At 71.1% G+C, this 25,143-nt stretch carries 21 protein-coding genes and 2 pseudogenes; 8 read left to right on the top strand and 15 right to left on the bottom strand.

The window, feature by feature from the left end; all coding sequences use genetic code 11:
• Positions 1-5: 5 nt before the first annotated feature.
• Positions 6-215: pseudogene (locus TU30_RS00325) on the top strand (pirin family protein); the annotation flags it as partial.
• Positions 216-308: 93 nt separating this feature from the next.
• The gene (locus TU30_RS00320) at positions 309-1,289 is read left to right on the top strand and encodes a pirin family protein (RefSeq protein ID WP_042163057.1); all 981 of its coding nucleotides are present in this window, start codon (positions 309-311) and stop codon (positions 1,287-1,289) included.
• A gap of 155 nt (positions 1,290-1,444) precedes the next feature.
• On the opposite strand, the gene TU30_RS00315 is transcribed toward TU30_RS00320, so the two are convergent.
• The gene (locus TU30_RS00315) at positions 1,445-3,682 is read right to left on the bottom strand and encodes a SpoIIE family protein phosphatase (RefSeq protein ID WP_078878007.1); all 2,238 of its coding nucleotides are present in this window, start codon (positions 3,680-3,682) and stop codon (positions 1,445-1,447) included.
• 170 nt (positions 3,683-3,852) lie between these two features.
• On the opposite strand from TU30_RS00315, the gene aspS reads away from it, so the two are divergent.
• Entirely contained in the window at positions 3,853-5,616 is a 1,764-nt protein-coding gene (aspS, locus tag TU30_RS00310) for an aspartate--tRNA ligase (protein WP_042163055.1), read from the top strand.
• Between the two features lie 309 nt (positions 5,617-5,925).
• On the opposite strand, the gene TU30_RS00305 is transcribed toward aspS, so the two are convergent.
• The 4 genes from TU30_RS00305 to TU30_RS00290 all read right to left on the bottom strand — a co-directional run bounded on the left by TU30_RS00305 (position 5,926) and on the right by TU30_RS00290 (position 8,293).
• Entirely contained in the window at positions 5,926-6,183 is a 258-nt protein-coding gene (locus tag TU30_RS00305) for a hypothetical protein (RefSeq protein ID WP_042163053.1), read from the bottom strand.
• Positions 6,180-6,527, bottom strand: coding sequence for a hypothetical protein (locus TU30_RS00300; RefSeq protein WP_042163818.1), 348 nt, complete (start codon positions 6,525-6,527; stop codon positions 6,180-6,182). Before TU30_RS00300 ends, TU30_RS00305 begins: the two co-directional genes overlap by 4 nt.
• An 89-nt stretch (positions 6,528-6,616) precedes the next feature.
• Entirely contained in the window at positions 6,617-7,564 is a 948-nt protein-coding gene (locus TU30_RS00295) for a DNA-binding protein (protein WP_042163051.1), read from the bottom strand.
• 297 nt (positions 7,565-7,861) lie between these two features.
• Positions 7,862-8,293 (bottom strand): ATP-binding protein, encoded by a 432-nt coding sequence (locus tag TU30_RS00290; RefSeq protein ID WP_042163049.1) that lies wholly within the window; start codon positions 8,291-8,293, stop codon positions 7,862-7,864.
• A gap of 153 nt (positions 8,294-8,446) precedes the next feature.
• Here TU30_RS00290 and TU30_RS00285 point away from each other — a divergent pair.
• A pseudogene (locus TU30_RS00285) lies at positions 8,447-9,328 on the top strand (helix-turn-helix domain-containing protein).
• Positions 9,325-9,534, top strand: a complete 210-nt coding sequence (locus TU30_RS00280; protein WP_042163047.1) for a DUF397 domain-containing protein — start codon at positions 9,325-9,327, stop codon at positions 9,532-9,534. Before TU30_RS00285 ends, TU30_RS00280 begins: the two are co-directional and overlap by 4 nt.
• Positions 9,535-9,789: 255 nt before the next feature.
• Here the strand turns inward: TU30_RS00280 and TU30_RS00275 are convergent, their stop codons facing one another.
• From TU30_RS00275 to TU30_RS00265, 3 genes are all read right to left on the bottom strand, one after another.
• On the bottom strand, positions 9,790-10,155 hold the full coding sequence (locus TU30_RS00275; protein WP_042163045.1) for a PH domain-containing protein: 366 nt from the start codon (positions 10,153-10,155) through the stop codon (positions 9,790-9,792).
• A 102-nt stretch (positions 10,156-10,257) separates the two neighbouring features.
• Positions 10,258-11,985 (bottom strand): methionine--tRNA ligase, encoded by a 1,728-nt coding sequence (gene metG, locus TU30_RS00270; RefSeq protein WP_042163043.1) that lies wholly within the window; start codon positions 11,983-11,985, stop codon positions 10,258-10,260.
• A gap of 193 nt (positions 11,986-12,178) precedes the next feature.
• A complete protein-coding gene (locus TU30_RS00265) occupies positions 12,179-13,948 on the bottom strand; it encodes a VWA domain-containing protein (protein WP_042163041.1) in 1,770 nt (589 codons plus the stop codon).
• 254 nt (positions 13,949-14,202) lie between these two features.
• On the opposite strand from TU30_RS00265, the gene TU30_RS00260 reads away from it, so the two are divergent.
• On the top strand, positions 14,203-16,293 hold the full coding sequence (locus TU30_RS00260) for a PhoX family phosphatase (RefSeq protein WP_042163039.1): 2,091 nt from the start codon (positions 14,203-14,205) through the stop codon (positions 16,291-16,293).
• A 198-nt stretch (positions 16,294-16,491) separates the two neighbouring features.
• On the opposite strand, the gene TU30_RS00255 is transcribed toward TU30_RS00260, so the two are convergent.
• The 3 genes from TU30_RS00255 to TU30_RS00245 form a co-directional block, all read right to left on the bottom strand.
• Positions 16,492-17,505, bottom strand: a complete 1,014-nt coding sequence (locus tag TU30_RS00255) for an endonuclease/exonuclease/phosphatase family protein (protein ID WP_042163038.1) — start codon at positions 17,503-17,505, stop codon at positions 16,492-16,494.
• A 46-nt stretch (positions 17,506-17,551) separates the two neighbouring features.
• Positions 17,552-18,637 (bottom strand): hypothetical protein, encoded by a 1,086-nt coding sequence (locus TU30_RS00250; protein WP_063837609.1) that lies wholly within the window; start codon positions 18,635-18,637, stop codon positions 17,552-17,554.
• Between the two features lie 113 nt (positions 18,638-18,750).
• Entirely contained in the window at positions 18,751-19,191 is a 441-nt protein-coding gene (locus tag TU30_RS00245) for a hypothetical protein (protein WP_042163036.1), read from the bottom strand.
• 837 nt (positions 19,192-20,028) lie between these two features.
• Here TU30_RS00245 and TU30_RS00240 point away from each other — a divergent pair.
• Positions 20,029-21,171, top strand: coding sequence for a hypothetical protein (locus tag TU30_RS00240; protein ID WP_042163815.1), 1,143 nt, complete (start codon positions 20,029-20,031; stop codon positions 21,169-21,171).
• A 74-nt stretch (positions 21,172-21,245) separates the two neighbouring features.
• Here the strand turns inward: TU30_RS00240 and TU30_RS33300 are convergent, their stop codons facing one another.
• The 3 genes from TU30_RS33300 to TU30_RS36345 form a co-directional block, all read right to left on the bottom strand.
• A complete protein-coding gene (locus TU30_RS33300) occupies positions 21,246-21,494 on the bottom strand; it encodes a zinc ribbon domain-containing protein (RefSeq protein ID WP_370626536.1) in 249 nt (82 codons plus the stop codon).
• Positions 21,475-23,046, bottom strand: a complete 1,572-nt coding sequence (locus TU30_RS00235; RefSeq protein ID WP_267889317.1) for an IS4 family transposase — start codon at positions 23,044-23,046, stop codon at positions 21,475-21,477. Before TU30_RS00235 ends, TU30_RS33300 begins: the two co-directional genes overlap by 20 nt.
• A 508-nt stretch (positions 23,047-23,554) precedes the next feature.
• Positions 23,555-23,722 carry a hypothetical protein gene (locus TU30_RS36345; RefSeq protein WP_176726249.1) on the bottom strand — a complete coding sequence of 56 codons (168 nt, stop codon included), beginning with the start codon at positions 23,720-23,722 and terminating at the stop codon, positions 23,555-23,557.
• A 158-nt stretch (positions 23,723-23,880) separates the two neighbouring features.
• Here TU30_RS36345 and TU30_RS00230 point away from each other — a divergent pair, with 158 nt between their 5' ends.
• Positions 23,881-24,156: a hypothetical protein gene (locus TU30_RS00230; RefSeq protein WP_042163034.1), complete on the top strand. Its 276-nt coding sequence runs from the start codon at positions 23,881-23,883 to the stop codon at positions 24,154-24,156.
• Between the two features lie 33 nt (positions 24,157-24,189).
• On the opposite strand, the gene TU30_RS00225 is transcribed toward TU30_RS00230, so the two are convergent.
• Complete coding sequence (locus TU30_RS00225) at positions 24,190-25,011, bottom strand: hypothetical protein (RefSeq protein ID WP_042163032.1); 822 nt, start codon at positions 25,009-25,011, stop codon at positions 24,190-24,192.
• Positions 25,012-25,143: the final 132 nt, after the last annotated feature.

The raw sequence follows: 25,143 nt of genomic DNA, 5'->3' as shown, positions 1-25,143 counted from the left end.
CCGACATGTCTGCAGTGACCGTCGAGAACCCGCTGACGCTCCCCCGTGTGACCGCTTCGGCCGACGCCGTGGCACGCCCCGTGATCACCGTCACCACCGCGCCGAGCGGTTTCGAGGGTGAGGGCTTCCCGGTGCGCCGGGCGTTCGCCGGGATCAACTACCGCCATCTCGACCCGTTCGTCATGATGGACCAGATGGGTGAGGTGGACTACGCGCCGGGGGAGCCCAAGGACTCCATCAGTTGGGGGAGTATCCCGACGGATGCTCGCTGACCTGCGGAAACTTCCACCCGGAGGAGAGTCGGACCCATGCCTGCTGTAACTGTCGAGAACCCCCTGACCCTGCCGCGCGTGGTCGCGTCGGCGGATGCCGTGGCTCGCCCTGTGCTGGCCGTGACGACCGCGCCGAGTGGCTTTGAAGGTGAGGGCTTCCCTGTCCGTCGGGCCTTCGCGGGGATCAACTACCGCCACCTGGATCCGTTCATCATGATGGATCAGATGGGTGAGGTGGAGTATCAGCCTGGGGAGCCCAAAGGGACCCCGTGGCATCCGCACCGCGGCTTCGAGACCGTCACCTACATCATCGACGGGATCTTCGACCACCAGGACTCGCAGGGTGGTGGCGGCACCATCACAAACGGCGACACCCAGTGGATGACGGCGGGCGCGGGCCTGCTGCACATCGAGGCCCCGCCGGAGCACCTCGTGATGTCCGGCGGTCTCTTCCACGGCCTCCAGCTGTGGGTGAACCTGCCGGCCAAGGACAAGATGATGCCTCCGCGCTACCAGGACATCCGCGGCGGCAACGTCCAGCTGCTGACCACGCCCGACGGCGGTGCGCTGCTGCGTGTGATCGCGGGCGAGTTGGACGGCCACGCCGGACCCGGCATCACGCACACGCCGATCACGATGATCCACGCGACGGTGGCGCCGGGTGCGGAGGTCACGCTGCCGTGGCGGGAGGACTTCAACGGGCTGGCGTACGTGCTGGCGGGGAGGGGCTCGGTTGGTGCCGAGCGTCGTCCGATCCATCTGGGCCAGACTGCGGTCTTCGGTGCCGGCGGTTCGCTGACGGTCCGCGCGGACGAGCAGCAGGACTCGAACACGCCGGACCTGGACGTCGTCCTGCTCGGCGGCCGCCCGATCCGTGAGCCGATGGCCCACTACGGCCCGTTCGTGATGAACACCCGGGAGGAGCTCCAGCAGGCCTTCGACGACTTCCAGAAGGGCCGTCTGGGCACCGTCCCGGCCGTGCACGGCATGTCGGCATCGGGACCGCAGGAGTCCTGACCTGCCGAGTGTGGGGTGGCCCCGTCCGATCCCGGGCGGGGTCACCGGTCGTTCCCGGCACTGTGCGCGGTTCCGGGCGGTGGTGGTTCCCGTACCGCGCGCCCTGCCCGGTACGGCGCTTCTGCGGCCGCCGCACCGGAGGGCGACGAGGGCCTTCACGGGGTGGTGCGGTTCTCGTGAAGCCTGCGTTCCTCATGGGGCTTGCGTTCCTCGTGGGGCGTCGAGGCAGCGGCCCTCTCGGCCCCGCCGGTCCCGTCGGCCCCCTCCGGAGGGGAGTCCGACTCGTCCAGCTCGAACCAGATGCTCTTGCCCGTGCCGCGCGGGACGACGCCCCAGGTGTGGGCCAGGAGTTCGATCAGGAGCAGGCCGCGGCCGGAGGAGGCCAGCTCGCCCGGCGTGCGGATGTGCGGGAGGTCGGCACCCCCGTCGGTGACCTCGATGTGCATCCGGCGGCCCTCGGGCCCGCCGATGATCTCGGCTTCGAGGAGGGCGTCGGCGTCGGTGTGCACGAGGACGTTGGTGAGCACCTCCGACAGGAGCAGGACCGCCGAGTCGACCTGGTCCGGCGAGCACCAGTCGTGCAGCAGCTCGCGCAGGTGCTGCCGGGCCCCCGCGACCCGTTCCGGCTCGGACTGCTCCACCGTCAGCATGGTGCGGCGCAACGCCTGCCGTACCGTGCCCGGACCGGTGCCGGCGCCGGTGCCGGCACCGAGGTCCTTGGCCTGCCGGGTGAGCAGCAGCAGGGCGATGTCGTCCTCGCGGCGGTCGGTCAGGGGGCCGGTGGTGTGGTGCGAGGAGGGGCCGTGGACCGCCTGCACCAGGGCGTCGGCCAGTTCCTCCAGGCTGCCCTGAGGGCGTTTGAGGATGGTGCGCAGCCGCCGCCAGCCGGTGTCCAGGTCGTGGCCGCCGGTCTCGATCAGACCGTCCGTGCAGATCAGCATGGTCTCGCCGGGCTCCAGGACCATGCGGGTGGTGGGGTAGTCGGCGTCCGGGACGATGCCCAGGGGAACCCCGCCGGCCGTCTGCCGGGTCAGCACGGTCGCGTCGGGCATGCGGACCGCGGGGTCGTGGTGTCCGGCGCGGGCGACGTCCAGCACTCCACCGGCCGGGTCGACCTCGACGTACAGGCACGTCGCGTAGCGCGGATCGGCGGGGTCGGCCTCGTTGATCCCGTACAGGAAGCGGGAGGCGCGGGAGAGCACGGCGTCGGGCCGGTGTCCCTCGGAGGCGTACGCCCGCAGGGCTATGCGCAGCTGGCCCATGAGCCCGGCGGCCCGTACGTCGTGGCCCTGCACGTCCCCGATGACCAGGGCGAACCGTTCGTTCGGCAGCGTGATCACGTCGTACCAGTCGCCGCCGACCTGGAGGCCGCCGCCGGTGGGGACGTACCGGGCGGCGACGCTCATCCCCGGGATGCGCTGCGGGCCGAGCCTGGGCAGCATCGAGCGCTGCAGGTCGTTGGTGAGGGCCCGCTCGCTCTCGGCGGTGCCCGCACGGGTCAGTGCCTGGGACAGCATCCGTGCCACGGTGGTCAGCACCGACCGCTCGTCGGGGGTGAAGGTGACCGGGTGGGCGAAGACCACCATCCAGGTGCCCATCGTGCGGCCGGACGCCGTCAGCGGCAGGAAGGCCCAGGACTGGTGGCCGAAGCGTTCGGCCAGCGGCCAGGTGAGGGGGTAGCGGGCCCGGTACTGCTGTGGGCTGGACACGTAGATCGCGCGGCCCGTCCGTGCCACCTCGGCGGCCGGGAAGGCCGTGTCCAGGGGGATGGAGGACGGCACTTCGAAGTCGCGGTCCGGTCCGTGGTGGCCGATGGTGGTGAGCTGGCCGCCCGTCACGCCGAACACCGCGAGGCCGTCCGGTGAGAAGCCCGGCATCGAGAGGTTCGCCGCGACTCGCAGCACCTCCTGTGTCGACCGCGCCTCGGCCAGCGCCCTGCCCGCGTCCAGCAGGAACGCCTCCCGGGACCGGCGCCAGTCGCCGGTGACCGCGCTGCGGTCGGCGGGGGTGCCGGGTGCCGGATCGGTGACCTCCTGAAGGGTCCCGGTGAGCAGGTACGCCTTGCGCAGGGGGTCGAAGGTCGGCTTGGAGCGGCTGCGCACCACCCGGACGACCTGCCCCTGGTCGTCCATGATCCGGATGCGTACCTCGGCGAGGGTGCCTTCGGCGACGGCGAGCCGGACCACACCGGTGATCTCGTTCCAGTCGACCGGGTGGAGCCGTGCCCGTACCTGGGCCTCCGTGAGGGTGACCTGCTCGGCGGGCAGCCCCAGGAGCCGTGCCGAGACCTCGTCGACCGTCACCAGCCCGGCTGCTGTGTCCCAGTGCCATCTTCCGGTCTCGACGAGGGCGAGGACGTCCCTCATGGAGGGCAGGGACTCACCAGTGCGCATTGCCCCACTTTATGGAGTATCAGGCGGAAAATGCCACCGGCGGTGTTCGCGGGAACGGCCGGTAATGCTGGGGCAGCGATCTTGGACCGGCCGGTAGGCTTGGGGGAGTTTCACGTGAAACAACGGCCCCGACACCAAGGCCCCGATCCGCGAAGGCTGGATGAACGACGATGCATCGGTACAGGTCCCACACCTGCGGCGAGCTCCGCGCCTCTGACGTCGGCACCGACGTCCGGTTGAGCGGCTGGCTGCACAATCGGCGCGACCTGGGCGGCATCCTCTTCATCGATCTGCGTGATCACTACGGCATCACGCAGCTCGTGGCCCGTCCCGGCACGCCCGCCTACGAGGCCCTGGACCGGCTCTCCAAGGAGACCGTCGTCCGGATCGACGGCAAGGTCGTCTCCCGTGGCGCGGAGAACGTCAACCCCGAGCTGCCGACCGGCGAGGTCGAGGTCGAGGTCGGCGAGGTCGAGGTGCTGGGCGCGGCGGCTCCGCTCCCCTTCACGATCAACGCCGAGGACGGGGTCAACGAGGAGCGGCGCCTGGAGTACCGCTTCCTGGACCTGCGCCGCGAGCGCATGCACCGCAACATCCTGCTGCGGACGTCGGTGATCTCGGCCATCCGCCACAAGATGACGGCGCTGGGCTTCAACGAGATGGCGACGCCGATCCTCAGTGCCACCTCCCCCGAGGGCGCCCGCGACTTCGTCGTCCCCTCGCGTCTCCACGCGGGCAGATTCTACGCGCTGCCGCAGGCTCCGCAGCAGTTCAAGCAGCTGCTGATGGTCTCCGGCTTCGACCGCTACTTCCAGATCGCACCCTGCTTCCGCGACGAGGACGCCCGCGCGGACCGCTCGCCGGGCGAGTTCTACCAGCTCGACGTGGAGATGAGCTTCGTCGAGCAGGAGGACGTCTTCCAGCCGATCGAGAAGCTGATGACCGAGCTGTTCGAGGAGTTCGGCAACGGCCGCCACGTGACGTCCCCGTTCCCGCGGATCCCGTTCCGCGAGTCGATGCTGAAGTACGGCTCCGACAAGCCGGACCTGCGCGCCAAGCCGGAGCTCGTCGACATCACCGACGTCTTCGAGGGCTCGGAGTTCAAGGCGTTCGCCGGCAAGCACGTGCGCGCGCTGCCGGTGCCGGACGTCTCCGGCCAGCCGCGCAAGTTCTTCGACCAGCTCGGTGACTACGCGGTCGCGCAGGGCGCGAAGGGCCTGGCGTGGGTGCGGGTGGCCGAGGACGGCTCGCTGACCGGCCCGATCGCGAAGTTCCTCACCGAGGAGAACGTCGCCGAGCTGACCAAGCGGCTCTCGCTGGCCCCCGGCCACGCGGTGTTCTTCGGCGCGGGTGAGTTCGACGAGGTCTCGAAGATCATGGGCGCGGTCCGGGTCGAGGCCGCCAAGCGGGCCGGGCAGTTCGAGGAGGACGTCTTCCGCTTCTGCTGGATCGTCGACTTCCCGATGTACGAGAAGGACCCGGACACCGGCGCGATCGACTTCTCCCACAACCCCTTCTCGATGCCGCAGGGCGGCCTGGAGGCCCTGGAGACCCAGGACCCGCTGGACATCCTGGGCTGGCAGTACGACATCGTGTGCAACGGCGTCGAGCTGTCCTCGGGTGCGATCCGGAACCACGAGCCGGACGTCATGATCAAGGCCTTCGAGATCGCGGGCTACGACCGCGAGACGGTCGAGGAGAAGTTCGCCGGCATGCTGCGCGCGTTCCGCTTCGGCGCCCCGCCGCACGGCGGCATCGCGCCCGGCATCGACCGCATCGTCATGCTGCTCGCCGACGAGCCCAGCATCCGCGAGACCATCGCCTTCCCGCTCAACGGCAACGCCCAGGACCTGATGATGGGCGCCCCGACCGAGCTGGACGAGGCCCGCCTGAAGGAACTGCACCTCTCGGTGCGCAAGCCGCAGGCGAAGTAGACCGGCCACACGCGAGGGGCCCGGAACCGACACCGGTGTCGGTTCCGGGCCCCTCGCGTGTGCCGATGCGGGGTCGGTCGATGCCTGGCGGGCGGGGCTGGAGGTGGCGGTGGCCGGCGATCTGGAGCCGCGTGGAACGGGCGTCCGGATGCGGCGGGTCACGAGGTTCGTGGTGCGGCCGGAGTAGACGGGTGCGTCCGGACAGGGAGCGTGCGCCTGCGTTTGCGCCGGGCGCTGCCTTCAGGGGTCGGCCCGTGTACCGGACCGACCCCTGTCACGGTTCCGGGCCACTCGTCTCCGACATTGATGTCAGTACCCCAGGTAGGTGATCTGGACGATGTAGACACGTTCGCCGCGTACGACGACCTGGTATCTGAACATGCCGCCGGGGACGATGACGTCGCCCCTCTTCGGGTCGATGCCCTCGTGGGCCCGGCCGTGAAGGTGGACGGCTTCGGCGGCTCTGACCAGCTCGTCCGCCTTCCTCTTCACACCGGCGAGGAAGGCGGCGGGTGCGGTGCGGGCGGTTTCCTCCGCACCGCAGGCGTACTCCCACTTCCAGCTCAACCGCGCACTGCTTTCATGGCTTCGTCCAGGACGGCGCCCAGCTCCCGCAGAGCCTCCCCGGCGATGGCGGAATTTTCGTGCTCGAGCCTGCTCTGTGCCTGCGCGAAGCGGGAGGACAGAGCAGGACGCCGGGCGATCTCGACGTCTCGGGCCCAGGTGAGGACCCAGCTCCGCACGGGGCTCAGGGACTGCCACTCCACGGCTCTGGCGAAGGCGTCGTCCTTTGTGGTCTGCATCTCGTCCAGGCGCCCCGGATCGACCACGGCGAGGGCCGTGCGCAGGGCGTCAGGAGTCTGCTCGGGACGTGGGATCAGCTCGTGTCCGTGATCGGCCTGAGTACTCATGATGTCCTCCACAGGGTGCCCCGGCCAGGGTATCCGGACGGGGCCGCGGAGGAGCCGGACCGGGAACCGGGCAGGCCGTGAGCGGCCTGTCACGGTCGGCCCTGTTCAACGAGGGACGGCTCGTCGGTTCCGGTGCCGGGGACACCGGAACCGACACCCGCTGAGGCGCAGCCCTGGCAGTGGTGGGGGTCCGGGCCGCGGTAGGCGTGGTCGCAGGTGTCGCAGTTGCGGAGGGGGTGCCGGACGGGCGGGGGCTGTTCGGGGGCGCGGTACGGCGGGAGGGGCGGCAGTTTGGCCGTCAGGCGGTGGGCCAGGAAGGCGGCCGGGCGGACCAGGGGTTCCAGGGGCAGGTCGCCGGCCAGGGCCCTGCGTACGGCGGCGGGGGTCAGCTCGCGCTCCAGCCAGGCGACGACACCGGGTGCGAGGTGTTCGGCGTCGGTGGCGGAGAGCAGCAGCCGGGGGTCCTCGCGGCGGAGGCCGGCGAGGACGTCGGTGGCAGCCTGGAGGAGGTCGGGGGAGATGTAGCCGGGCTTCGGTACGGCGGGGAGGGCGCGGCGGCGTGCGGGTTCCTGCTGCGGGGCGGCGGCCGCGCGGCGGGCCGGAGGCTTGGGCTTCTCGCCCGGTTCGGACGGGGCGTCGCGTCGGCCGGGCTGGTTGCAGGAGACCGTGCGGGTGACGAGGCGGCCGGTCGGGGTGCGTTCGCGGGTGCGGCGCAGGTAGCCGTGGGTCTCCAGTTCGCGCAGGGCGGCGGCGATCCGGGTCGGGCCCTCGGGGAAGCGGGCGGCGAGGGTCTTGATGCCGATGGGGGTGCCGGTGGGGAGGGACTGGATGTGGCAGGCCAGCCCGATCGCCAGCAGGGAGAGGTCCGGGTGCTGGGCGAGGTGGTTGCCGATCACCGTGAAGCGGGCGGTGTGGCGGGTGTTGTCGTGGGTGACGCCGCCGGGGTGCCGCTTCGCGCGGGTGCGGTGGGAGGGGTGGTTTTTCCCGTCGTTACGGGACTGGGCGTGCGGGGACACGCTAGTGTTTTGGGTGTTCATCGGGAAGGGGCTTTCTTCCTTGGTGGGCAGGCCCTCGCAACGGGACGTCACTCCCGGCGGGGGCCGTTTGTGTGTCTGGGGTTGTGTGCCGTGCTGTGTTGCGCTGAGCGTAGGGCAGGCAACCTGTGGCATATCCACTCCAGTTGGTGATGTTCACTCGCGCGAGTGAGTGTGCGCCGTGGGCGGGAGGGGTGGGGCTTGGTGGGGTTTCTTTCTCTCCCGTGGTCCTTGGAAAAGACGGCCGACGGCACCGGAACACACGCGGCGGGGTTCCGGTGCCGGTGTCGTTTCCGCAGGTCAGGCTGGCGGTAGGTCGAGTTCCGCCCATACGGTCTTGCGGGGGACGAGTCCGAGGTCCACGCCCCGGCGGTCGGCGAGGGCCTCGACGAGGAGCAGGCCGCGTCCGGACTCGGCGTCGGGGGCGGGTACGCGGCGACGCGGGAGGTCGTCACCGCGGGTGTCCGTGACCTCGATGCGGAGGGCCGCGCCGCGGTCCAGGAGCGCGAGGCGGAAGTCGCGTCCGGGGAGCCGGTCGCGGGTGGTCGTATGCGTGGCGAGTTCGGCGACGAGGTGTTCGGCGGCCTCACTGGGGCGGTGGGACAGGCCCCGGTCGCGCATCCAGTCCGTGACGGGCAGCCGGGCGAGGCGGACACCGCGGGGCGTGGGTGACAGGAGCACGCTGAGGTGATCGGCGGGTGAGAGAAGTCGGGTGGACTTTTCGCTGTTCACGTGACCGGGCGTGGCCCGAAGCGCTTACCGTGAACGGTGACAGCGCCGATACGCAGGGTGACTGTCGAAGCTTGTCGGCCGCTGTCCGGACCGTCGGAAACCGGCCTACGAGTACGGGCGTTACGGCACGGCGGTACGACAGAGGAGTGCGGTATGTCGGTGGACGGCGAGGCGGTACGGCTCCGGACCGAGACCGAGGAGGACGAGCCGGGGTGGGAGGTGGACCCGGAGGACGAGTGGGGGGTGGCCGTTCTCACCACGGTAGGGCGTCAGTTGAGGCTGCGGCGGGAGGCGATGGGCATGCGGGTCGCCGACTTCGCGGCGGCGGTCAAGTACGGGGACGACCTGGTCTGCAAAGTCGAGGGTGGGAAGCGGATCCCCCAGCAGGAGTATCTGTGCAGGGCCGACAAGGTATTGGGCGCAGGCGGGCTCATCGCGGCAGCCTGGGAGGACGTGAGGAAGGTCCGGTACCCTAAGAAGATTCGGGACATGGCCCGCGTGGAGGCACAGGCGGTCGAGCTGACCGCGTACGGCACCCACAACCTTCACGGCCTGTTGCAGACAGAGGGCTACATGCGTGCACTGTTCGAGATGTGACGGCCGGCGCACTCACAGGACCAGGTGGAGCGGCTGGTTGGTGGGCGTATGGCCCGCAAGGTGATCTTCGAGCGGGACCCTTCTCCAGAGCTGTGCTTTGTCCAGGAAGAGGCGACGCTCCGGCGGCCACTCGGCGGCAGAATGGTGCTGCGCCACCAGCTGGAGCATCTTCTGGAGCTCGGGCAGATGCGGAACGTCGAGATCCAGGTGATGCCGATCGACCGTGCGGTTCATGCCGGTATGGGAGGCGAGATCCAAGTGCTCAAGTTCGCCGATGGCGCGGCAGCGGGCCGAGCCGAAGGAGACTTCGGCAGCCGCCCCGTCACGGAGTTGAAGCATCTTCGGATCATGGAACTGCGGTGTGGCATCATCCGAGCTCAGGCTCTCTCACCAGGGGAGTCGCTGGCCTTCATCGAGCAAGTGCTGGGAGAGACATGATCCGCAAGACGTCTGCTGAGGATGGGTCGGAGCTGCGGTGGTTCAAGAGCAGCAACAGCGACAGCAGCAACAGCAACGAGTGCGTTGAGGTCGCGACCATGCTTGGCGCGGTGCACGTCCGTGACTCCAAGAACGTTGAAGGCTCTCAGCTTGCGCTTACGCGCCAGGCGTGGGCCGACTTCGTGGCACACGCGTCGGGAAGCTGACCCTTCAACTCAACTGCGCATCGCCCCGCACCTGGTTGTCACTGGATGCGGGGCGCGTTGGTGTGCGGCTCAGAACAGTGCGTCGGGGTTGGGGAACAAGCCATCGTCGGCGAAGCCTTCGGTGGCGCGCTGGGGGCTGCGCGCAGCGGCCCGTGCCTTTGCCTTATGAGCCGCAGCCCGCCGCCGCCTTGCCTCCGGTATGTGCAGCCCCTTCTTGGTCCGTGGTCGTGGTGGGGGTGGTGGGCTCAGTGTGGGTCAGCGGGCCACGAACTGGGTGAGGATGGCCTGGACCTCGTAGATGTCGACGCCCTTGGTGAAGGTCTTCTGCACCGGGGTGGGCGTGCCGGAGATCCAGATCTTCAGCTCGGCGTCGAGGTCGAAGGTGCCGGCCGTCTCGACGGCGAAGTGGGTGATGCTGCGGTACGGGACGGAGTGGTACTCGGTCTTCTTGCCGGTGATGCCCTGCTTGTCGATCATGATCAGCCGGCGGTCGGTGAAGAGGATGGTGTCGCGGATCAGCAGGTAGGCGGCGTGCACCTGCTCGCCCTGGCCCAGGAGACGGGCGTACTCCTGCTGCGCCTGCGACGGGTCGATGCTGTGCGCGTTGCCGAACAGTGCCATGGATGCTCCCCCTGCGTGAAGTGATCTCCCTGGAACGCTATCGAACGCGTGAGGGCCCGGGAACCTCTGTTCCCGGGCCCTGACGTCGGTGGTGCGGGGTCGTTACGCGGGCTGCGGCTCGCCGCCGAAGTGCTCCTTGTACGCCTCCAGGTCGTCGTCCGTCAGCTTGGCGAACAGGACCGGCGGGACGGTGAAGGGGGTGCCGGCGGGGACCGAGGTGAGCGCGCGGGTCTCCTCGGTGCCGGCCCAGGTCGCGGTGTCGCCGGGCAGGGTGAAGACCTGGCGCATCGCCGCCGACGTCGACGGGATGAACGGTTCCGACACCACCGCGTACAGGCGGATCAGGTTCATCGCCGTACGCAGCGTGAGGGCGGCGGCGTCCTGGTCGGTCTTGATCTCCAGCCAGGGGGCCTTCTCCTCCAGGTAGGAGTTGCCCGCGGACCACAGGGCGCGCAGCGCGGCCGCCGCCTTGCGGAACTGCAGCGCCTCCATCTGGGACTCGTACTCCGCGAGGAGCGACGTGATCTCCTCCCCGAGCCTGCTCTCGGCCTCGCCGGGCTCGCCGCCCGCCGGGACCTCCTCGCCGAAGCGCTTCTTCGAGAAGGACAGGACACGGTTGACGAAGTTGCCCAGGGTGTCGGCCAGGTCCTTGTTCACCGTGGCGGTGAAGTGCTCCCAGGTGAACGACGCGTCGTCCGACTCCGGCGCGTTGGCGATCAGGAAGTACCGCCAGTAGTCCGCCGGCAGGATGTCCAGCGCCTGGTCGGTGAAGACACCGCGCTTCTGCGAGGTGGAGAACTTGCCGCCGTAGTACGTCAGCCAGTTGAAGGCCTTGACGTAGTCGACCTTCTTCCACGGCTCGCGGACACCCAGCTGCGTGGCCGGGAACATCACCGTGTGGAACGGGACGTTGTCCTTCGCCATGAACTCCGTGTAGCGCACGGTGTCGTCCGCCTCGTACCACCACGACTTCCAGTCGCGCGTCTCACCGTCGGGCGCGGAGTCCGCCCACTCCTTCGTCGCAGCGATGTACTCGATCGGGGCGTCGAACCAGACGTAGAAGACCTTGCCCTCGGCCGCCAGCTCCGGCCAGGTGTCGGCCGGCACCGGGACACCCCAGTCCAGGTCGCGGGTGATCGCCCGGTCGTGCAGGCCCTCGGTCAGCCACTTGCGCGCGATGGACGCGGCCAGCTGCGGCCACTCCTCCTCGTGCCGGGCCACCCACTCCTCGACCTCGTGCTGGAGCTTCGACTGGAGGAGGAAGAGGTGCTTGGTCTCGCGGACCTCCAGCTCCGTGGAGCCGGAGATCGCCGACCGCGGGTCGATCAGGTCGGTCGGGTCCAGCACGCGGGTGCAGTTCTCGCACTGGTCGCCGCGCGCCTTGTCGTAACCGCAGTGCGGGCAGGTGCCCTCCACATAGCGGTCCGGGAGGAAGCGGCCGTCGGCCGGGCTGTAGACCTGGCGGATCGCGCGCTCCTCGATGAACCCGTTCTCCCGGAGACGGCGGGCGAAGTGCTGCGTGATCTCCACGTTCTGCTGCGAGGAACTGCGGCCGAAGTGGTCGAAGGCGAGGGCGAAGCCGTCGTAGACCGCCTTCTGCGCGTCGTGCGCCTGCGCGCAGAACACGTCGACGGGCAGACCCTGCTCCTTCGCGGCCAGCTCGGCCGGGGTGCCGTGCTCGTCCGTCGCGCAGATGTACAGGACGTCGTGGCCGCGCTGGCGCAGGTAACGGGAGTAGACGTCCGCCGGGAGCATGGACCCCACCATGTTGCCCAGGTGCTTGATCCCGTTGATGTACGGAAGGGCGCTGGTGATGAGGTGTCGAGCCATCGGAGGCTGCTCCCGGGTTGAAACGTACGGAACCTTCAAATCGTAGCCGACACGGGTACGCCGCCCGCTTCTCGTTTTACGGGATGAGAAGCGGGCGGCGTGGGGTCCCCGGGGGTGGTTGCGGCTGTGGGCCGCAGCCACGGTTGCAGCCACGGGTTGCGGCTGTGGGCCCAGCTGCGGGGCAGGGCCGTGGTTACGGGCGCCAGGACTTCAGCACGGCCTCGTAGAGCTCCTTGTCGGTGAGCTCCAGCGGGGACTCGCCGGTGAGGAAGTGGGCCGTGTTCGGCGCCTTCAGCTTGCGGAGGTAGTCGAACGCCTTGTTCTCCGGGTCGCCGAAGGCGACGAACGAGAAGAAGACGGAGGGGTGGGTCTTCGCGGCCTCCGTGAGGGACTGGGTCGCGGGGGTCTTCGCGTCGGGGGCACCGTCCGTCTGGAACACCACCAGGGCGGGCGCGCCCGGTGCCGCCTTGTCGTGCAGGGCGAGGACCTCGGCCACCGCCGCGTGGTAACTGGTCCGGCCCATACGGCCGAGGGACGCGTGCAGGGTGTCGATCTTGTTCTCGTGGTCGGCGAGGGTCAGCTCGCCGGTCCCGTCGACCTCGGTGGAGAAGAAGACGACCTTGACCGTGGCGGACTCGGGATCCGCGTCGAGGTGGGCGGCGAGAGCGAGGGTCTGCTCGGCGAGGGCCTGCGCGGAGCCGTCCTTGTAGTACGGGCGCATCGACGCGGAGCGGTCGAGGACGAGGTAGACGCGGGCGCGGGTTCCGGTGAGGTTGTGCTCCGCGAGGGCGGCGGCGGCCGCTTCGTAGGCGGTGCGGATCGCCTCCGGCGTGGTGGGGGTGACCTCGGCCTCGGCTTCGCCCTCGGCGTCGGTGGTGTTCCCACCCGCACCACCCGTGCGGGTCTCGTTGCCGGGTGCGGGTGGCCCCTGCGGGGTGTCCTCGCCGTCGGCGACCGCGGGCTCCGGCTCCGGGGCGGCCTCGGGCACCGACTCGGACGTCGGCTCGGGAGTGGCCTCGGGTGTGGGTTCCGGCTGCGTTTTCGGCTCCGGCTCGGGCTCGGTTTCGAGGTCGGCGTCCGGCTCGGGCTCGGCCTTGGGCTTGGCTTCGAGGTCGGCGTCCGGCTTGGGCTTGGGCTTGGGCTCGGGGTCGGCTTCAGCCTTGGGCTTGGTCTCGGTTTCGAGGTCGGCGTCCGGCTCGGGCTCGGCCTCGGCCTCGGCCTTGGGCTTGGTCTCGGTTTCGAGGTCGGCGTCCGGCTCGGGCTTGGGCTTGGGCTCGGGGTCGGCTTCAGCCTTGGGCTTGGCTTCGAGGTCGGCGTCCGGCTCGGGCTCGGGCTCGGCCTCGGCTTCAGCCTCGGGCTTGGTCTCGGTTTCGAGGTCGGCGTCCGGCTCGGGCTCCGGCTTGGCTACGGTTTCGAGGTCGGCGTCCGGCTTGGTGTCGGCCTTGGGCTCGGGCTCGGGGGCGGCTTCAGCCTTGGCGGTGGGGACGGTGTCGGGCCCGGTGCTGGCTTCGGGGTGCGCTTCGGCCTCGGTGGTGGGTGTGATCTCGGGCTCTGGCTGCGGGGCCTCGGAGGGCGCGGCTGCCTTCGGCTCTGCCTCGGGCTTTTCGGCTGCGGGCTCGGCGGCCGGCTCCGCTTCCGGGGAGGTGGAGGTGGGGGGCGTCACCTTGTTGAAGGCCGCCGAGACGAGGTCGTGTTCGTCGCTGCGGGGTTCCGGGACGGAGACCGTGGTCGTCTCCGGCGTCGGTTCGGGGGAGGGGGACGGGAGCCGGGGGGCCGAAGCCTCGGCCGCCGTGGACTCGTCGGCCGGTTCGGGCGGCGTCGGGGTGGCCGCGGTCGCGGCGTCCGGACGGGCGGATCGTTCCGCGGTGTCCGTTTCGGCGACCGGCGCCGCACCCTCCGCCTCCGTCGCATTCGCTTTGCGTGACCGGCTGAACACGTTCCGCAGGAGAGTGAGAATGCTCATGTGCGCAACCCTTCGCGTGAGTTGTAGCCCGTCGATCCCTGGCCAGGACGGACACGTAAGGTTAGCGGCCTTTGTGGGTGATCTTGGGTCGGGTGTCAAGGGCGTCATTCGGCCCTATGGGTGATCATGCCGTGATGTCGGTAACCCCGTTTGTTCTGCCGCAGGTTCACTTTCCGTTCACCCTGGCGCCCGGCTGCCGCATATATGTACTCCTACGGTCACGCTGACACCCCGGGTATCCAAGGAGAGAACACGTGCGCAAGCTGCTTCCGTTGATCGGGACGCCGTCCAGTTCGCACCCTGGCGGCCGGTCCGCCCTGACCTGTCGTTTCCGGTGTGGTGACGCCTGCTTCCACGAGGTGCCCAACACCAGCTCCAACGCATACGTCGGTGACGTCATCTCCGACGCCCTCAGCCGCCGGTCGATGATGCGTGCCGCCGCCGCTGTCACGGTCCTCGCGGCCGGTGCCGGCGCGGTCGACCTCGCCGGTGCCCCCGAGGCCCAGGCGGCTCCCGTCGCCGGCAAGGGGGGCCACGGGAACGGCCACGGGCAGCAGAAGCCGAAGGGTGCCCGCGGTCTGCGGTTCACGCCGGTCGCGCCCAACACCGCCGACGCCGTCACCGTGCCGGAGGGCTACGGCCAGAACGTCGTCATCCGCTGGGGCGAGCCCATCCTGCGCGGCGCGCCCGCCTTCGACCCGGAGAACCAGACGGCCGAGGCGCAGGCCGGGCAGTTCGGGTACAACGTCGACTTCCTCGCGCTGCTCCCACTCAAGGGTGAGCGCGGCCGGCAACTGCTCGTGGCCAACCACGAGTACAGCGACGAGGTCCTGATGTTCCGCGGTTACGACTCCGACAACCCCACCCGCGAGCAGGTGGAGATCGGCTGGGCCGCGCACGGCCTGGGCATCGTCGTCGTCGAGGAGGACCGCAGGAGCGGCAAGCTCACGCCCGTCACCCGGCACCACCTCAACCGGCGGCTCACCGCCACCTCCGAGTTCCGGCTGACCGGCCCCGCCGCCGGGTCCGACCTGGTGAAGACCTCCGCCGACCCGACCGGCCGCACGGTGCTCGGCACCCTCAACAACTGCGCCGGCGGCACCACCCCGTGGGGCACGACCCTGCACGGCGAGGAGAACTTCAACCAGTACTTCGCCCACGGCAGCAGCGCGACCGACAAGCGGTACGGCATCGGCACCGGCGCCACCGGTCGCAAGTGGGAGCGGTTCGACAAGCGGTTCGACCTCGCCCAGGAGCCCAACGAGGCGCACCGGTTCGGCTACGTCGTCGAACTCGACCCGTACGACCCGGACTCCGTCCCGCGCAAGCGCACCGCGCTCGGCCGCTTCAAGCACGAGGGTGCGACCGTGCGCCTGACGCACGACGGCCGTCCGGTCGTGTACTCCGGTGACGACGAGCGGTTCGACTACCTCTACAAGTTCGTCGGCAGCAAGCGGATGAAGCACGGCAACAGCCGCGCCGCGCGCGAGCACAACCTCACGCTGCTCGACGAGGGCACGCTCTACGTCGCCAGGATCACCGGTGACTCGCCCGCCATCGAGATCGACGGCACCGGCAAGCTCCCGAAGGACGGCGAGTTCGACGGCAGCGGCCAGTGGATCCCGCTGGCCACCGCCACCGCCAAGGGCGCCGTCTCGCACGTCGACGGCATGACCGCCGAGGAGGTCTTCGTCTTCACGCGCATCGCCGGCGACAAGGTGGGCGCCACCAAGATGGACCGCCCCGAGGACGTCGAGCCCAACCCGGTCACCGGCAAGGTCTACGTCGCGCTGACCAACAACACCAACCGCGGTGTCGGCTCGAACCCCAAGGCGGACGAGGCCAACCCGCGCAACGCCAACAAGCACGGCCACGTCCTCGAGCTGACCGAGCGCTGGAACCGGCCGGAGAGCACCCGGTTCGCCTGGTCGCTGTTCCTGGTCGCGGGCGACCCGCAGGACCCGGCGACGTACTTCGCGGGCTTCCCGAAGGACTCCGTGAGCCCGATCTCCTGCCCGGACAACGTCGCCTTCGACGACCACGGCAACCTGTGGATCTCCACCGACGGCGCCGCCCTCGGCTCGCACGACGGACTCTTCGGCGTCGCCACGCGTGGTGACCGCCGCGGTGAGCTGAAGCAGTTCCTCACCGTGCCGAAGGGTGCGGAGACCTGCGGCCCGATCGTCCAGGACCGGCGGGTGCTCGTCGCCGTGCAGCACCCGGGCGAGGTGGACGGCGCGTCGGCGGAGAACCCGGGCAGCACCTGGCCCGACGGCCCCGGCACGTACCCCCGGCCCGCCGTGGTCGCCGTGTGGCGCAAGGACGGCCGGGACATCGGCGTCTGACGTCACCCCACGGGGAGACGGGTTCGGACCACCGGTTTCGGGTTCGCCGTCGATGACGGAACCGATGGCGCAATCGGTGACGGAACGGGTTACGGACGGGGGGCGGCTCCCTGCGGGGGTCCGCGCCCCGTCCGTCGTGTCCCCGTCCGTCGTGTCCCCGTCCGCCGTGTCCGGGTGCGGCAGGACGACGTGGCGCGGTCAGCCGCCGGGGTGCAGTGCGAGGTCGACGACCAGGGTGCGGTGGTCGGTGTCGGGAAGATCGAGGAAGCGGGGCCGGTCCGCGGCGAACTGCCGGGACACCAGCACGTGGTCGATCTGGACGCCGAACCTCGGCGCGGTCCCGGCCGGCCAGGTCGGGGTCCGGTGGGCGCCGCCCAGCCGCGCGGCGTCGCTGAGCCCGGAGTCGAGGAGGCGCCGGAAGGCGGCGTGGTCCTGGGAGGCGTTGAAGTCCCCGGCGAGCACCACGGGGGCCGTCGGGTCGGCGGTGACGACGTCACGCAGCCGGCCGAGCTCCCGTTCCCAGACGTCCACCTGGCCGGGGATCGGCGGCATGGGGTGGGCGAGCTGGAGCCGTACGGCGTGCCCGTCGACGTCGGCGACGGCACCGGGCATCCCCATGCTGCTGCCGGGGATGCCGTCGGTGCCCTCGAGCGGGAAGCGGCTGAGGATGACGGAGCCCTCGGAGCCGCCGCCCGCCACGGCCCGGCGGTGCGGGTAGTCCGGCGTGAGGTCCCGCCGCAGCCGCGCGTCGCAGGTGTACTCGCACTCCTGGACGAACACCACGTCCGGCTTCAGCCGGCGCACCGCGTCGACCAGCCCGTCGGTGGCCCGGCCGAACTCGACGTTGGACGTCATCACCCGGAACTCGGCGACGGGCGGCTCGACGGGCGTGACGGTCTTCCCGTACGGCTCGGTGAACCAGGCCAGCATCCCGAGCAGGACGACGCCCCACACCGCGCCGGTCCGCCACCGGGCGAGCAGGGTGAACAGCAGCCCGAGGGCGGTCGGTACCAGGAGCCAGGGCAGGAACGCGAGCAGCTGGGGCACGGGGGTGACCGCGTCGGTGCCGACGGCCCGGCAGCCGACGACCACGCTCACCCCGGCGAAGAGCAGTGCCGCCGACCAGCTGCCGAACCGCCGCTTCGCGCTACGGCGTCCGGGCCCTTCTCCGGTGTCCGCCCACTCGGCCGTCCCGGCAGTCGCAGTGTCCAACGTCCTGCCTTCCGCTCGCGGTGGATCGGTCCGTGAAGATCCTCCCTCAAGGACGGGGGCCGACGACGGGTGGTTGCGGCGATCCGTTCCGCACCTCGTCACAGGCCGGTGAGATCGGTGACGCCGGTGAGGTGGGTGACGCCTGGCACGTCTGGGACGCTTGGGTCGTCTGGGACACCGGTGACGGCGCCTCGGCACCGGTCCGGGCCTTTGCCCGGCGCGTCCGCGAACGCCGTACCGCGGCGGGTCCGCGTCCGCGGAGTCCGGTCAGCAGACAGGCGAGTGCCACCGTCAGGCCCAGCGCGAGCAGCGTCCAGGACGCGGTGCGCAGCGTGGCGGTGAGGGCGTCGTAGACCACGCCCGCGGCGGGACGGTGGACCGGCTCGGGCACGTCGGCCAGGGTGAGCCGGCGGCCGACCGCGACGGCGACGGCGAGCAGGCCGCCGCCCAGGGCGACGCCGAGCCCCGTCGCGGCGAGCGCGTGGCGACGGCGGACGGCGACGGCGGTCCCGGCGACGGCCAGGACGACGGCCGCGAGAGGCAGCCAGAAGGCGGCGGCGTCCATCAGCCGGTACCCCGTCCGAAGCCGGGACACCTCCGCCGCCGGCACCACCGCGACCCGGGTGTGTGCGACCGGGATGCGGTCGGCGAACGGCATGCGGTCGGCGACCAGTCGCCGCTTCACCTCGGCGGTGACGGGCGCGAGGTCGACGGTGACCGGGCCGGGGGCCGCCCGGCCGTCGCGCAGGGCGTGCAGGACCGCGTCGTGCACGGCTCGGTTCGCCGCCTCCCAGGCCGTGCCGAACGCCTCGGTGCGGGTGAACGAGTGGACCGCCTCCCGTACGAACGGCCCGGCCAGGTCGCGTGCCGGCCCCGCGTCCAGCTCCCGTACGACCCCGTCCCCCACGGCGTCGGCGACCGCGTCGCGCACGGAGGGGTCGGCGGACAGCGGCGCCACGGCGCCGACGTACCGTCCGGTGTCGGCCACCGCGTGCACCGCCCAGGCCGCGAGCGCGCCGCAGGGCACGAGCAGGCACGCCAGGGCGACGAGCGTCGCCGCCAGGGCGTCGCGCAGGCGCGCGGGCGTCCGCTCACGGCAGTGCGGTACGGGCGGTACGGCGTGGGGAGGCATCCCCTCAGGCAAGACGCGGGGTGGCGCACACGCGAGCGCGGGGCGGGCATCCGGAGTACCGGGGCCGCCCGGATGCCCGCGCTCCGCGCCCGCCGGACCGGGGGACGGCCGCGTCACTCGATGCGGTGGCCCTCCGCGTCCTCGTGCGTGTAGTACCGGTAGAACAGGAAGGCGAAGACGCCCGCCGCGACGGCCAGGCCCAGCGCCGTCGACCGCAGCACGCTCGTATCGGCCTGGCTGACCAGGAAGCCGACCGCGGCGCCGGAGAACGCGCCCCACAGCACGGCGTGCTCCTCGCGCCGCAGCCTCGGCGCGATGCTCAGCAGGGCCATGCACAGGACGGCGAACGCCAGCGCGGTGAGCAGGCCGAACAGGATGTTCCAGCCGGTGAGGGGACCGCCCTCGCGCCGGTTGGCCGCCGCCCAGTAGCCGTAGACGAGCCCGAGGACGACGGGCACCACCAGCCTGGCGGCGGCGTGGGTCCGCTCGCTGAGGACGCGGATGCCGCCCGGCCGCCTGGACGTGATCCGGGGTCTGGGTGCCGCATGAGCCATGAGCGCACTCCTCTCTCCTCGCCCCCGCCTCCAGCGCACACCTGCGCGGGTCACCCGGCAACTCGACCACGCGAACCCGCGTCGGATTCCGCCTCACCCAGCCTCGTCCCGCCCGGGCCTGCCGGGCCTGCCCGGGCCTGCCTGGACTGCTCGGTCCTGCCGGGTCTCCCCGGGTCTGCCCGGGCCTGCCTGGACTGCTCGGCCCTGCCGGGTCTCCCCGGGTCTGCCCGGGTCTGCCTGGTCTGCTCAGGTCTGTCGGGACTCCCCGGGTCCTGCTGGGACTCCCCCGGCCCGCCCGGACTGCTCGATCCTGCCCGGACTCCCCGGTTTTGCCCGGACTGCTCGGGCTTGCCTGGACCTGTCCGGTCCCGCCCGGTCCTGTCCGGTCCCGCCCGGTCCTGCTCGGACTGCCCGGTCCTGCTCGGACTGCCCGGGCCTACCCGGACTGCTCGGACCTGCCTGGGTCTGCCTCGTCCTGGCTGGACCCCCGCCCGGACCCGCCTGGGTCTGCCTCGTCCCGTCCGGGCCTGCCCGGACCCGCTCCGCGCTTCGCGCTCCGTACCGAACGGATGCGGGCCGTGTGCCCGCGCGTTTCGCCGGGGTGGCGCGCCGGGGCAGCCGCAGCGGCGGTCACCTGGACGACGACACCACCGCCTTCGCGGTCCGCCGGCCGTCGGGCCCGGGGGCAGGGAGGCCGGGGGGCGAACGCCCCGAAGAGGGACGTTCATTGACCCGAGGCCCCTGGTTGGACCCGCAGCGGTTACGGTGCTGCTCTGGGTCGTGATCGACAGGGGAGGGAACATGCCCGGGACCACACCCGGAACCACGTCCGGGGCCATGCCCGGCACCGTGCTGCTGCTGGCGGCCTCACCGTTGGGGAGAGGACGACTGGTGGACGCGGCGTCCGTGCTCCCCGTCCTCGCCGCCGTACCGCCCGCGGTCCTGTCCGGCACGGACACCGCGAACGTCGTCGAGCTCGCCGACCCGCTGGAGCCGCAGGCGGTCCTGACCCGGCTGCGCGCCGCCGCGACCGCCCCCGGACCGCTCACCCTGTACGTCGCGGGGCAACTGCTGCTCGACCGCCGCCAGCGCCTGCCGCATCTGGCGCTGGCCCGCACCACCGCGTCGACCGTGCGGTACACGGCGTTCCCGTGGCACTGGTTCCGGGACGAACTGCGTCTGCGCCCCCCGGGCGTCACGACGCTGCTCCTCGACCTGCACGCGGACCAGGAGACCTGGCAGGCACTGGGCGCCTCGCAGCCGCCGGGCACACCGGGCACACCGGGGGCGGCGCCGGTTCCGGTCACCCTGCCGGCCGCGCTCGACGCGGGCCGCGACACCGCCGTCTACGGCCGCGTCGCGCCGCCGCCCTCCCGCTCCTCCCGTCGTACGGTCGCGGAACCGGCGTACATGAGGGCGGTCGCGACGCTGCTGCGCAGCGGAAGGCGCCCGTCGGACGAGGAGTTGCACCAGCAGGCGCTGGTCCGGGTCGCCGCCGAGGGCACGCCCCCCGGATTCGTCCTGGCGCGGCGTGGACCCGGACCCGTGGCGGGGGACCCGCACACGGCCATCACGGAGGCCGTACGGTCCGGCCGCCACGCCGACGCCCACGCGCTCGCCGCGCGGCAGGAGCAGAACGCCGCCCTCACCCACGGGCCCGCCTCCGAGGAGGCGCTGCACTGGGCCGAGGTCCGCGCGGATCTGGCGATGCTGGCCGGGGACGCGGCGCTCAGCTGCCACGTCTGGCTGACCGTGGCCGCCGCACGCCTCAACACCGGCCAGGCGGTGGACGCTTCCGTCGTCGAGACGGCCGCGGACCGGGCGCACCACCAGTGGGGCCGGATCGCCGACCCGGTACGGGCCCGTGAACTCGGCCTGCTGCTGGCGGAGTTGCGCAGCCGCGTGCCCGGACGACGGGAAGGTGCCCTGGACCATGTGCGGCGGCAGCTGAGCCAGTTGCAGACACAGGAGTCAACTTGACCCGGCCCTGAAGGGGCCGGGCTTGGAGGTAGTGCCCAGCTGGCTGCCGGGTGGGCTCCTCCGTCCAGACACCCCTATGGGGTGGCAGGGACGCGTGACTCACGCCCCGCGTTCCACACGCTCTCGCCACGGGTGGCGATGTTGTGGGAAGCGTTCCGGTCGGCGTGGGCAACGACCCCGCACCCCCGGCAGATGAAGAGCCCCTGGTCGACACGGTTGCGCTTGTCGACGTGGCCGCACGCGGCACATAGCTGCGACGTGTACGCGGGATCAACGAGGTGAAGTTCCCCCAAGGCCGGGTAGTTAGCGTTTTCGCTGGTCACGCAAGGGGTTCGGGATCTGTGTGATCGCCGCGTAGCGGCCTGTGCGGACTCTCTTGATCTTTCCTCTCTCGGTCCAGCGGGCAAGTTGGCGATAGGTGGCGACGAGGGTGACGTCGCCGAGGAGCACGGCGATCTCCCTTGAGCGCCACAGTCGTTCGGGCTCCGCCTGCAGGATGGTCAGGACACGTGCCATGCGATTGCCGGTGTTCTCCCGGTCGGTCGTCGCGGGCAGTGCGGGCTGGGGCAGTGGGGGTGGCAGGAGAGTGATCGTCGTCGAGGTCACGTCCTTGCTGCTGTCGGGTCGGCCGTCCAGTTCCCTCTCCGCATAACGGGAGATGGGTGACTTCACCTTGCGGGTACTGACACGGTTTCGTCGTGCGGGCGACAGTGTCGACAGGACTCGCCGGCCGATCTCCCCGATGCCCTGCTCGAAGATTCCTCCCGCGCATACCAGCAGGTCGCGAGCGGTTTGGAGGGCGATGGTGAAGCTGCAGCGGTCGGGATCGGTGCCCGGCCGGGACTCCGCCGCCTCGACCATGGTGCGGCGCAAAAGCTGGTAGAGGGTGAGCAAGGCCCACATCTCCTGCTCGACACCGACCGGATCGTGCGAGCGCAGGACCCGTGCATGCAGGATGGTGTGGCGGAGCGCGTAATAGGCGCTCTCGTGCTCCCAGCGCTCGTGATACAGGTGCACGAGGCGGGCGGCGGGGTAGCGACGGGCGTCCAGCAGCGTCGTTGCCAGGCGGTAGGAACCCTCGAAGGTGCTGCCGTCCGTGCAGAGGACACTTACCCGGGCCTCGATGATGCGTACCTGGACGCCGCCGATGACCGAGAGGTAGGAGGAGTCGGCGAGCGCCTTCAGAACCGGTGAGCGGCGGCGCTGGTTGATGCGGCCCAGGACCTGCGCGCCGGTGGAGTGCACGGCGGCGGGGAAGTCGTTGCCGTCGAAGCCCCGGTCCCACAACACCATTATCTTGGGGCCCAGATGGTGCAACAGCCTGGTGGTGTAAGAGGTTTCGCCCTCCCGGGTGGGGCCGAAGACCGCTCCGATCACGGCCCGGGTGCCGGTCTCGACCAGCGTCATCAGCTCGACCTGGGGATAGCCGCCGTGCGCGCACCGCCCCAGCCAGCCGCGGTTGCGCTCACTGTCGGGCACTTTGATCGAGCTGCAGCCGTCGAACGACACCGTCCGGTACGGGCCGAACCGTACCCCTGGTGTGGTCGGCTGGGCCAACGGTCCGGCGAGCACCTCGAACAACGCCCGCACCGGTGCGCTGCCGACTCTGCGGCGCAGATCACGTAGCGCTTTCGTGCTCGGGCGGACGACCGGAATCCCCGACAGACCAGCGGTCAGTTTGTCCCAGACCAGCCGGTAGCCGATCTCGGGGAACAGGCACATCGCCAGAAGGAAGTAGACGCCGACCCGCGAGGGCAGATCACGCAGCCGCCGCTGCACGGTCCCGGTCTCGGACAAGACCGCGTCGACCAACTCGAACGGCATGACCGGCGTCAGCCCACCCAGATGCCCGGGAGCGAACCGGCCCGCAGCCACAGTCACCGTCCGGGTGATGGTCGTCAGCGCCGACGGCGAGACACAATGAACAGGCAACGGAGCTCCTTGCGGGACAAGCTGTCTTGGACGACTGCCTGTACCAACGAGCTCCGTTGCCTCACGTCGAGGCCCAGTCAACACCCCTTGCGTGACCTGCAAAAACGTTAACTACCCGGCCTTGGGACTTTCCCCACTTCAGTGGGGGAACTTCAGACCCCCGTCGAGGACGTCCCGGCGCCTTGCGATCGCACGTGCCGGGCACCACTCCTTCTCCCGCGCTCATGTGTCGGACACCCCGTGGGGCCCGGGGCGAAAGGGGCGCCGCCCCGCTACGCCCGGCAGGCACTCCCGCCGCACCGCCCGAAAGACCGGGTACGCCCGGTGCGAGGGCTCCCGGGCGGCACGCCGGGAGCACGCTCTCCTGCGCTCTCGGCTTCGCTCGAGCAGGGGTCCCCCATGACGTCGCGCGGCCGCCCTCCGGGCGACGACGCCACGTGCGCCACGGGTCCTAGCGGACGACGGCTTCCACCGGACTCGTGGTGCGGTGGTCCGGCTCCTCCGGGTGGGTGGCCCTGGCCGGGCTCGCGTGGGCTGCCAGGACCAGTGCGGTGACCGCGGCGACGGCCGCGACGAAGCCTCTCGCGTAACGCCTGGTGGTGCGAATGCGTTCCGACACGGCGACCTCGCAACAGCGACGGGTAGGGGGTGGGCAGGGTGAATCCGCGGATGAACCTAAGGGCTGCCGGACTCGAACGGCAAGGGGCACAAAGAGGGCCGGCCGAGTTCGAAGACGCGGATGGGCAATCCCCTCCGGACTCCCTACGCCTGCCACTCATGGACATAGCCGTGCTCTTCCTCACCTCCGTCGTGATCCTCGGAATGCTGACCGTCCACACCAACGTCTCCCGGGCCGAGCGCAACATCGCGCGCCTCGAACGCAAACTCGACCTGGTGCTCGAGCACTTGGACCTGCGCGAGGAGGCCCCGGGTGAGGGCGGGATCGCCGCGCTCGCGCGGGAGGGCAGGACGGTCCAGGCGGTCAAGGCCTACCGCGAGGCCACCGGGGCCGGCCTGCTCGAGGCCAAGCAGGCCGTGGACCGCATGACGTGACGGTCGGGCCCCTGCCGGTGAAGTCCGTGGCGGTCAGACCCGTACCCGGCCCTGCTTCTGGATCTCCGTCAGCCGGTTGGTGCCGAACTCCGCCACCACCCGCGTGACTTCGGACGCGACGTCACCGAAGCCGCCGTTGGTGAGGACGATGGTCTCCTCGCCGGCCCGGACCACCGCCAAGTCCAGTGTGAGAACGGTCAGTTGCCGGTCGGACGTCTCGCCGGTCATGGTGATCCGCAGCGCCTGCCGGGCGTCCCCGGTCTCCGGCAGCGTCAGCGCGTCGACCTCGACCTTCTGGACGCCGTCCTTCGTGGCCGTGGCCGTGAACTTCCCGCACTTCTCCGGCAGTCCCTCCAGCCACCGCAGCGTGCGGTCCACCTCGGCGGGCCGGTACGCGGCCACCTGGTACCGCAGCTGGGCGCCGCTGTAGGCGTCGTCCAGGGCGACCACGGCCCGCGGCCCGGCCGACGTGCCGAACAACTCCTCGGTGTAGAGGACGTCGAGCAGGCGCCGGCAGTCGGCGTTCTTCGTGCTCGACTTGAGCAGCCCGTCCCGCCAGGTCGCCACGCCCCGCGTGGGCACCCAGGGCTGACCCAGGTCCGTCTCCGTGATCAGCGCGGCCCGCAGCTGTTCCTCGCTCAGCCCGGAGTCGGGCGCCGCCGACGGGGACGGCTCGACGGCCGGTGAGGCGGCGGAGGCGGCGGAGGGCGGCGCGGGAACGGTGACCGGGGCGGACGCAGGGGCCGCCGGACCGGCCGTGTCGTTCCCGAGGACGGAACAGGCTGCCGTGGCCAGCAGCGCGGACACCGACAGCACGGAGGCGAGAAGGGCGCGGGCGGCCGGGGCATGCGTCATCGGGGTGCCTCCTGGTGGAACCGGACGGTGGACGTGGCTGCGGCTGGCTGTGCACCGGCCGCCCGGGACCGGGGCCCGGGTTCCGGGTCCCGGTCCGGGTCCGGGGCGGCGACACGTGCTCATACGGCATCA

Origin of the sequence: Streptomyces sp. NBRC 110035 (assembly GCF_000829695.1) — a bacterium.
Lineage (GTDB): Bacteria > Actinomycetota > Actinomycetes > Streptomycetales > Streptomycetaceae > Streptomyces.
Note: the sequence above shows the minus strand (reverse complement) of the source record. Positions and strands in the feature narration are given on the sequence as shown.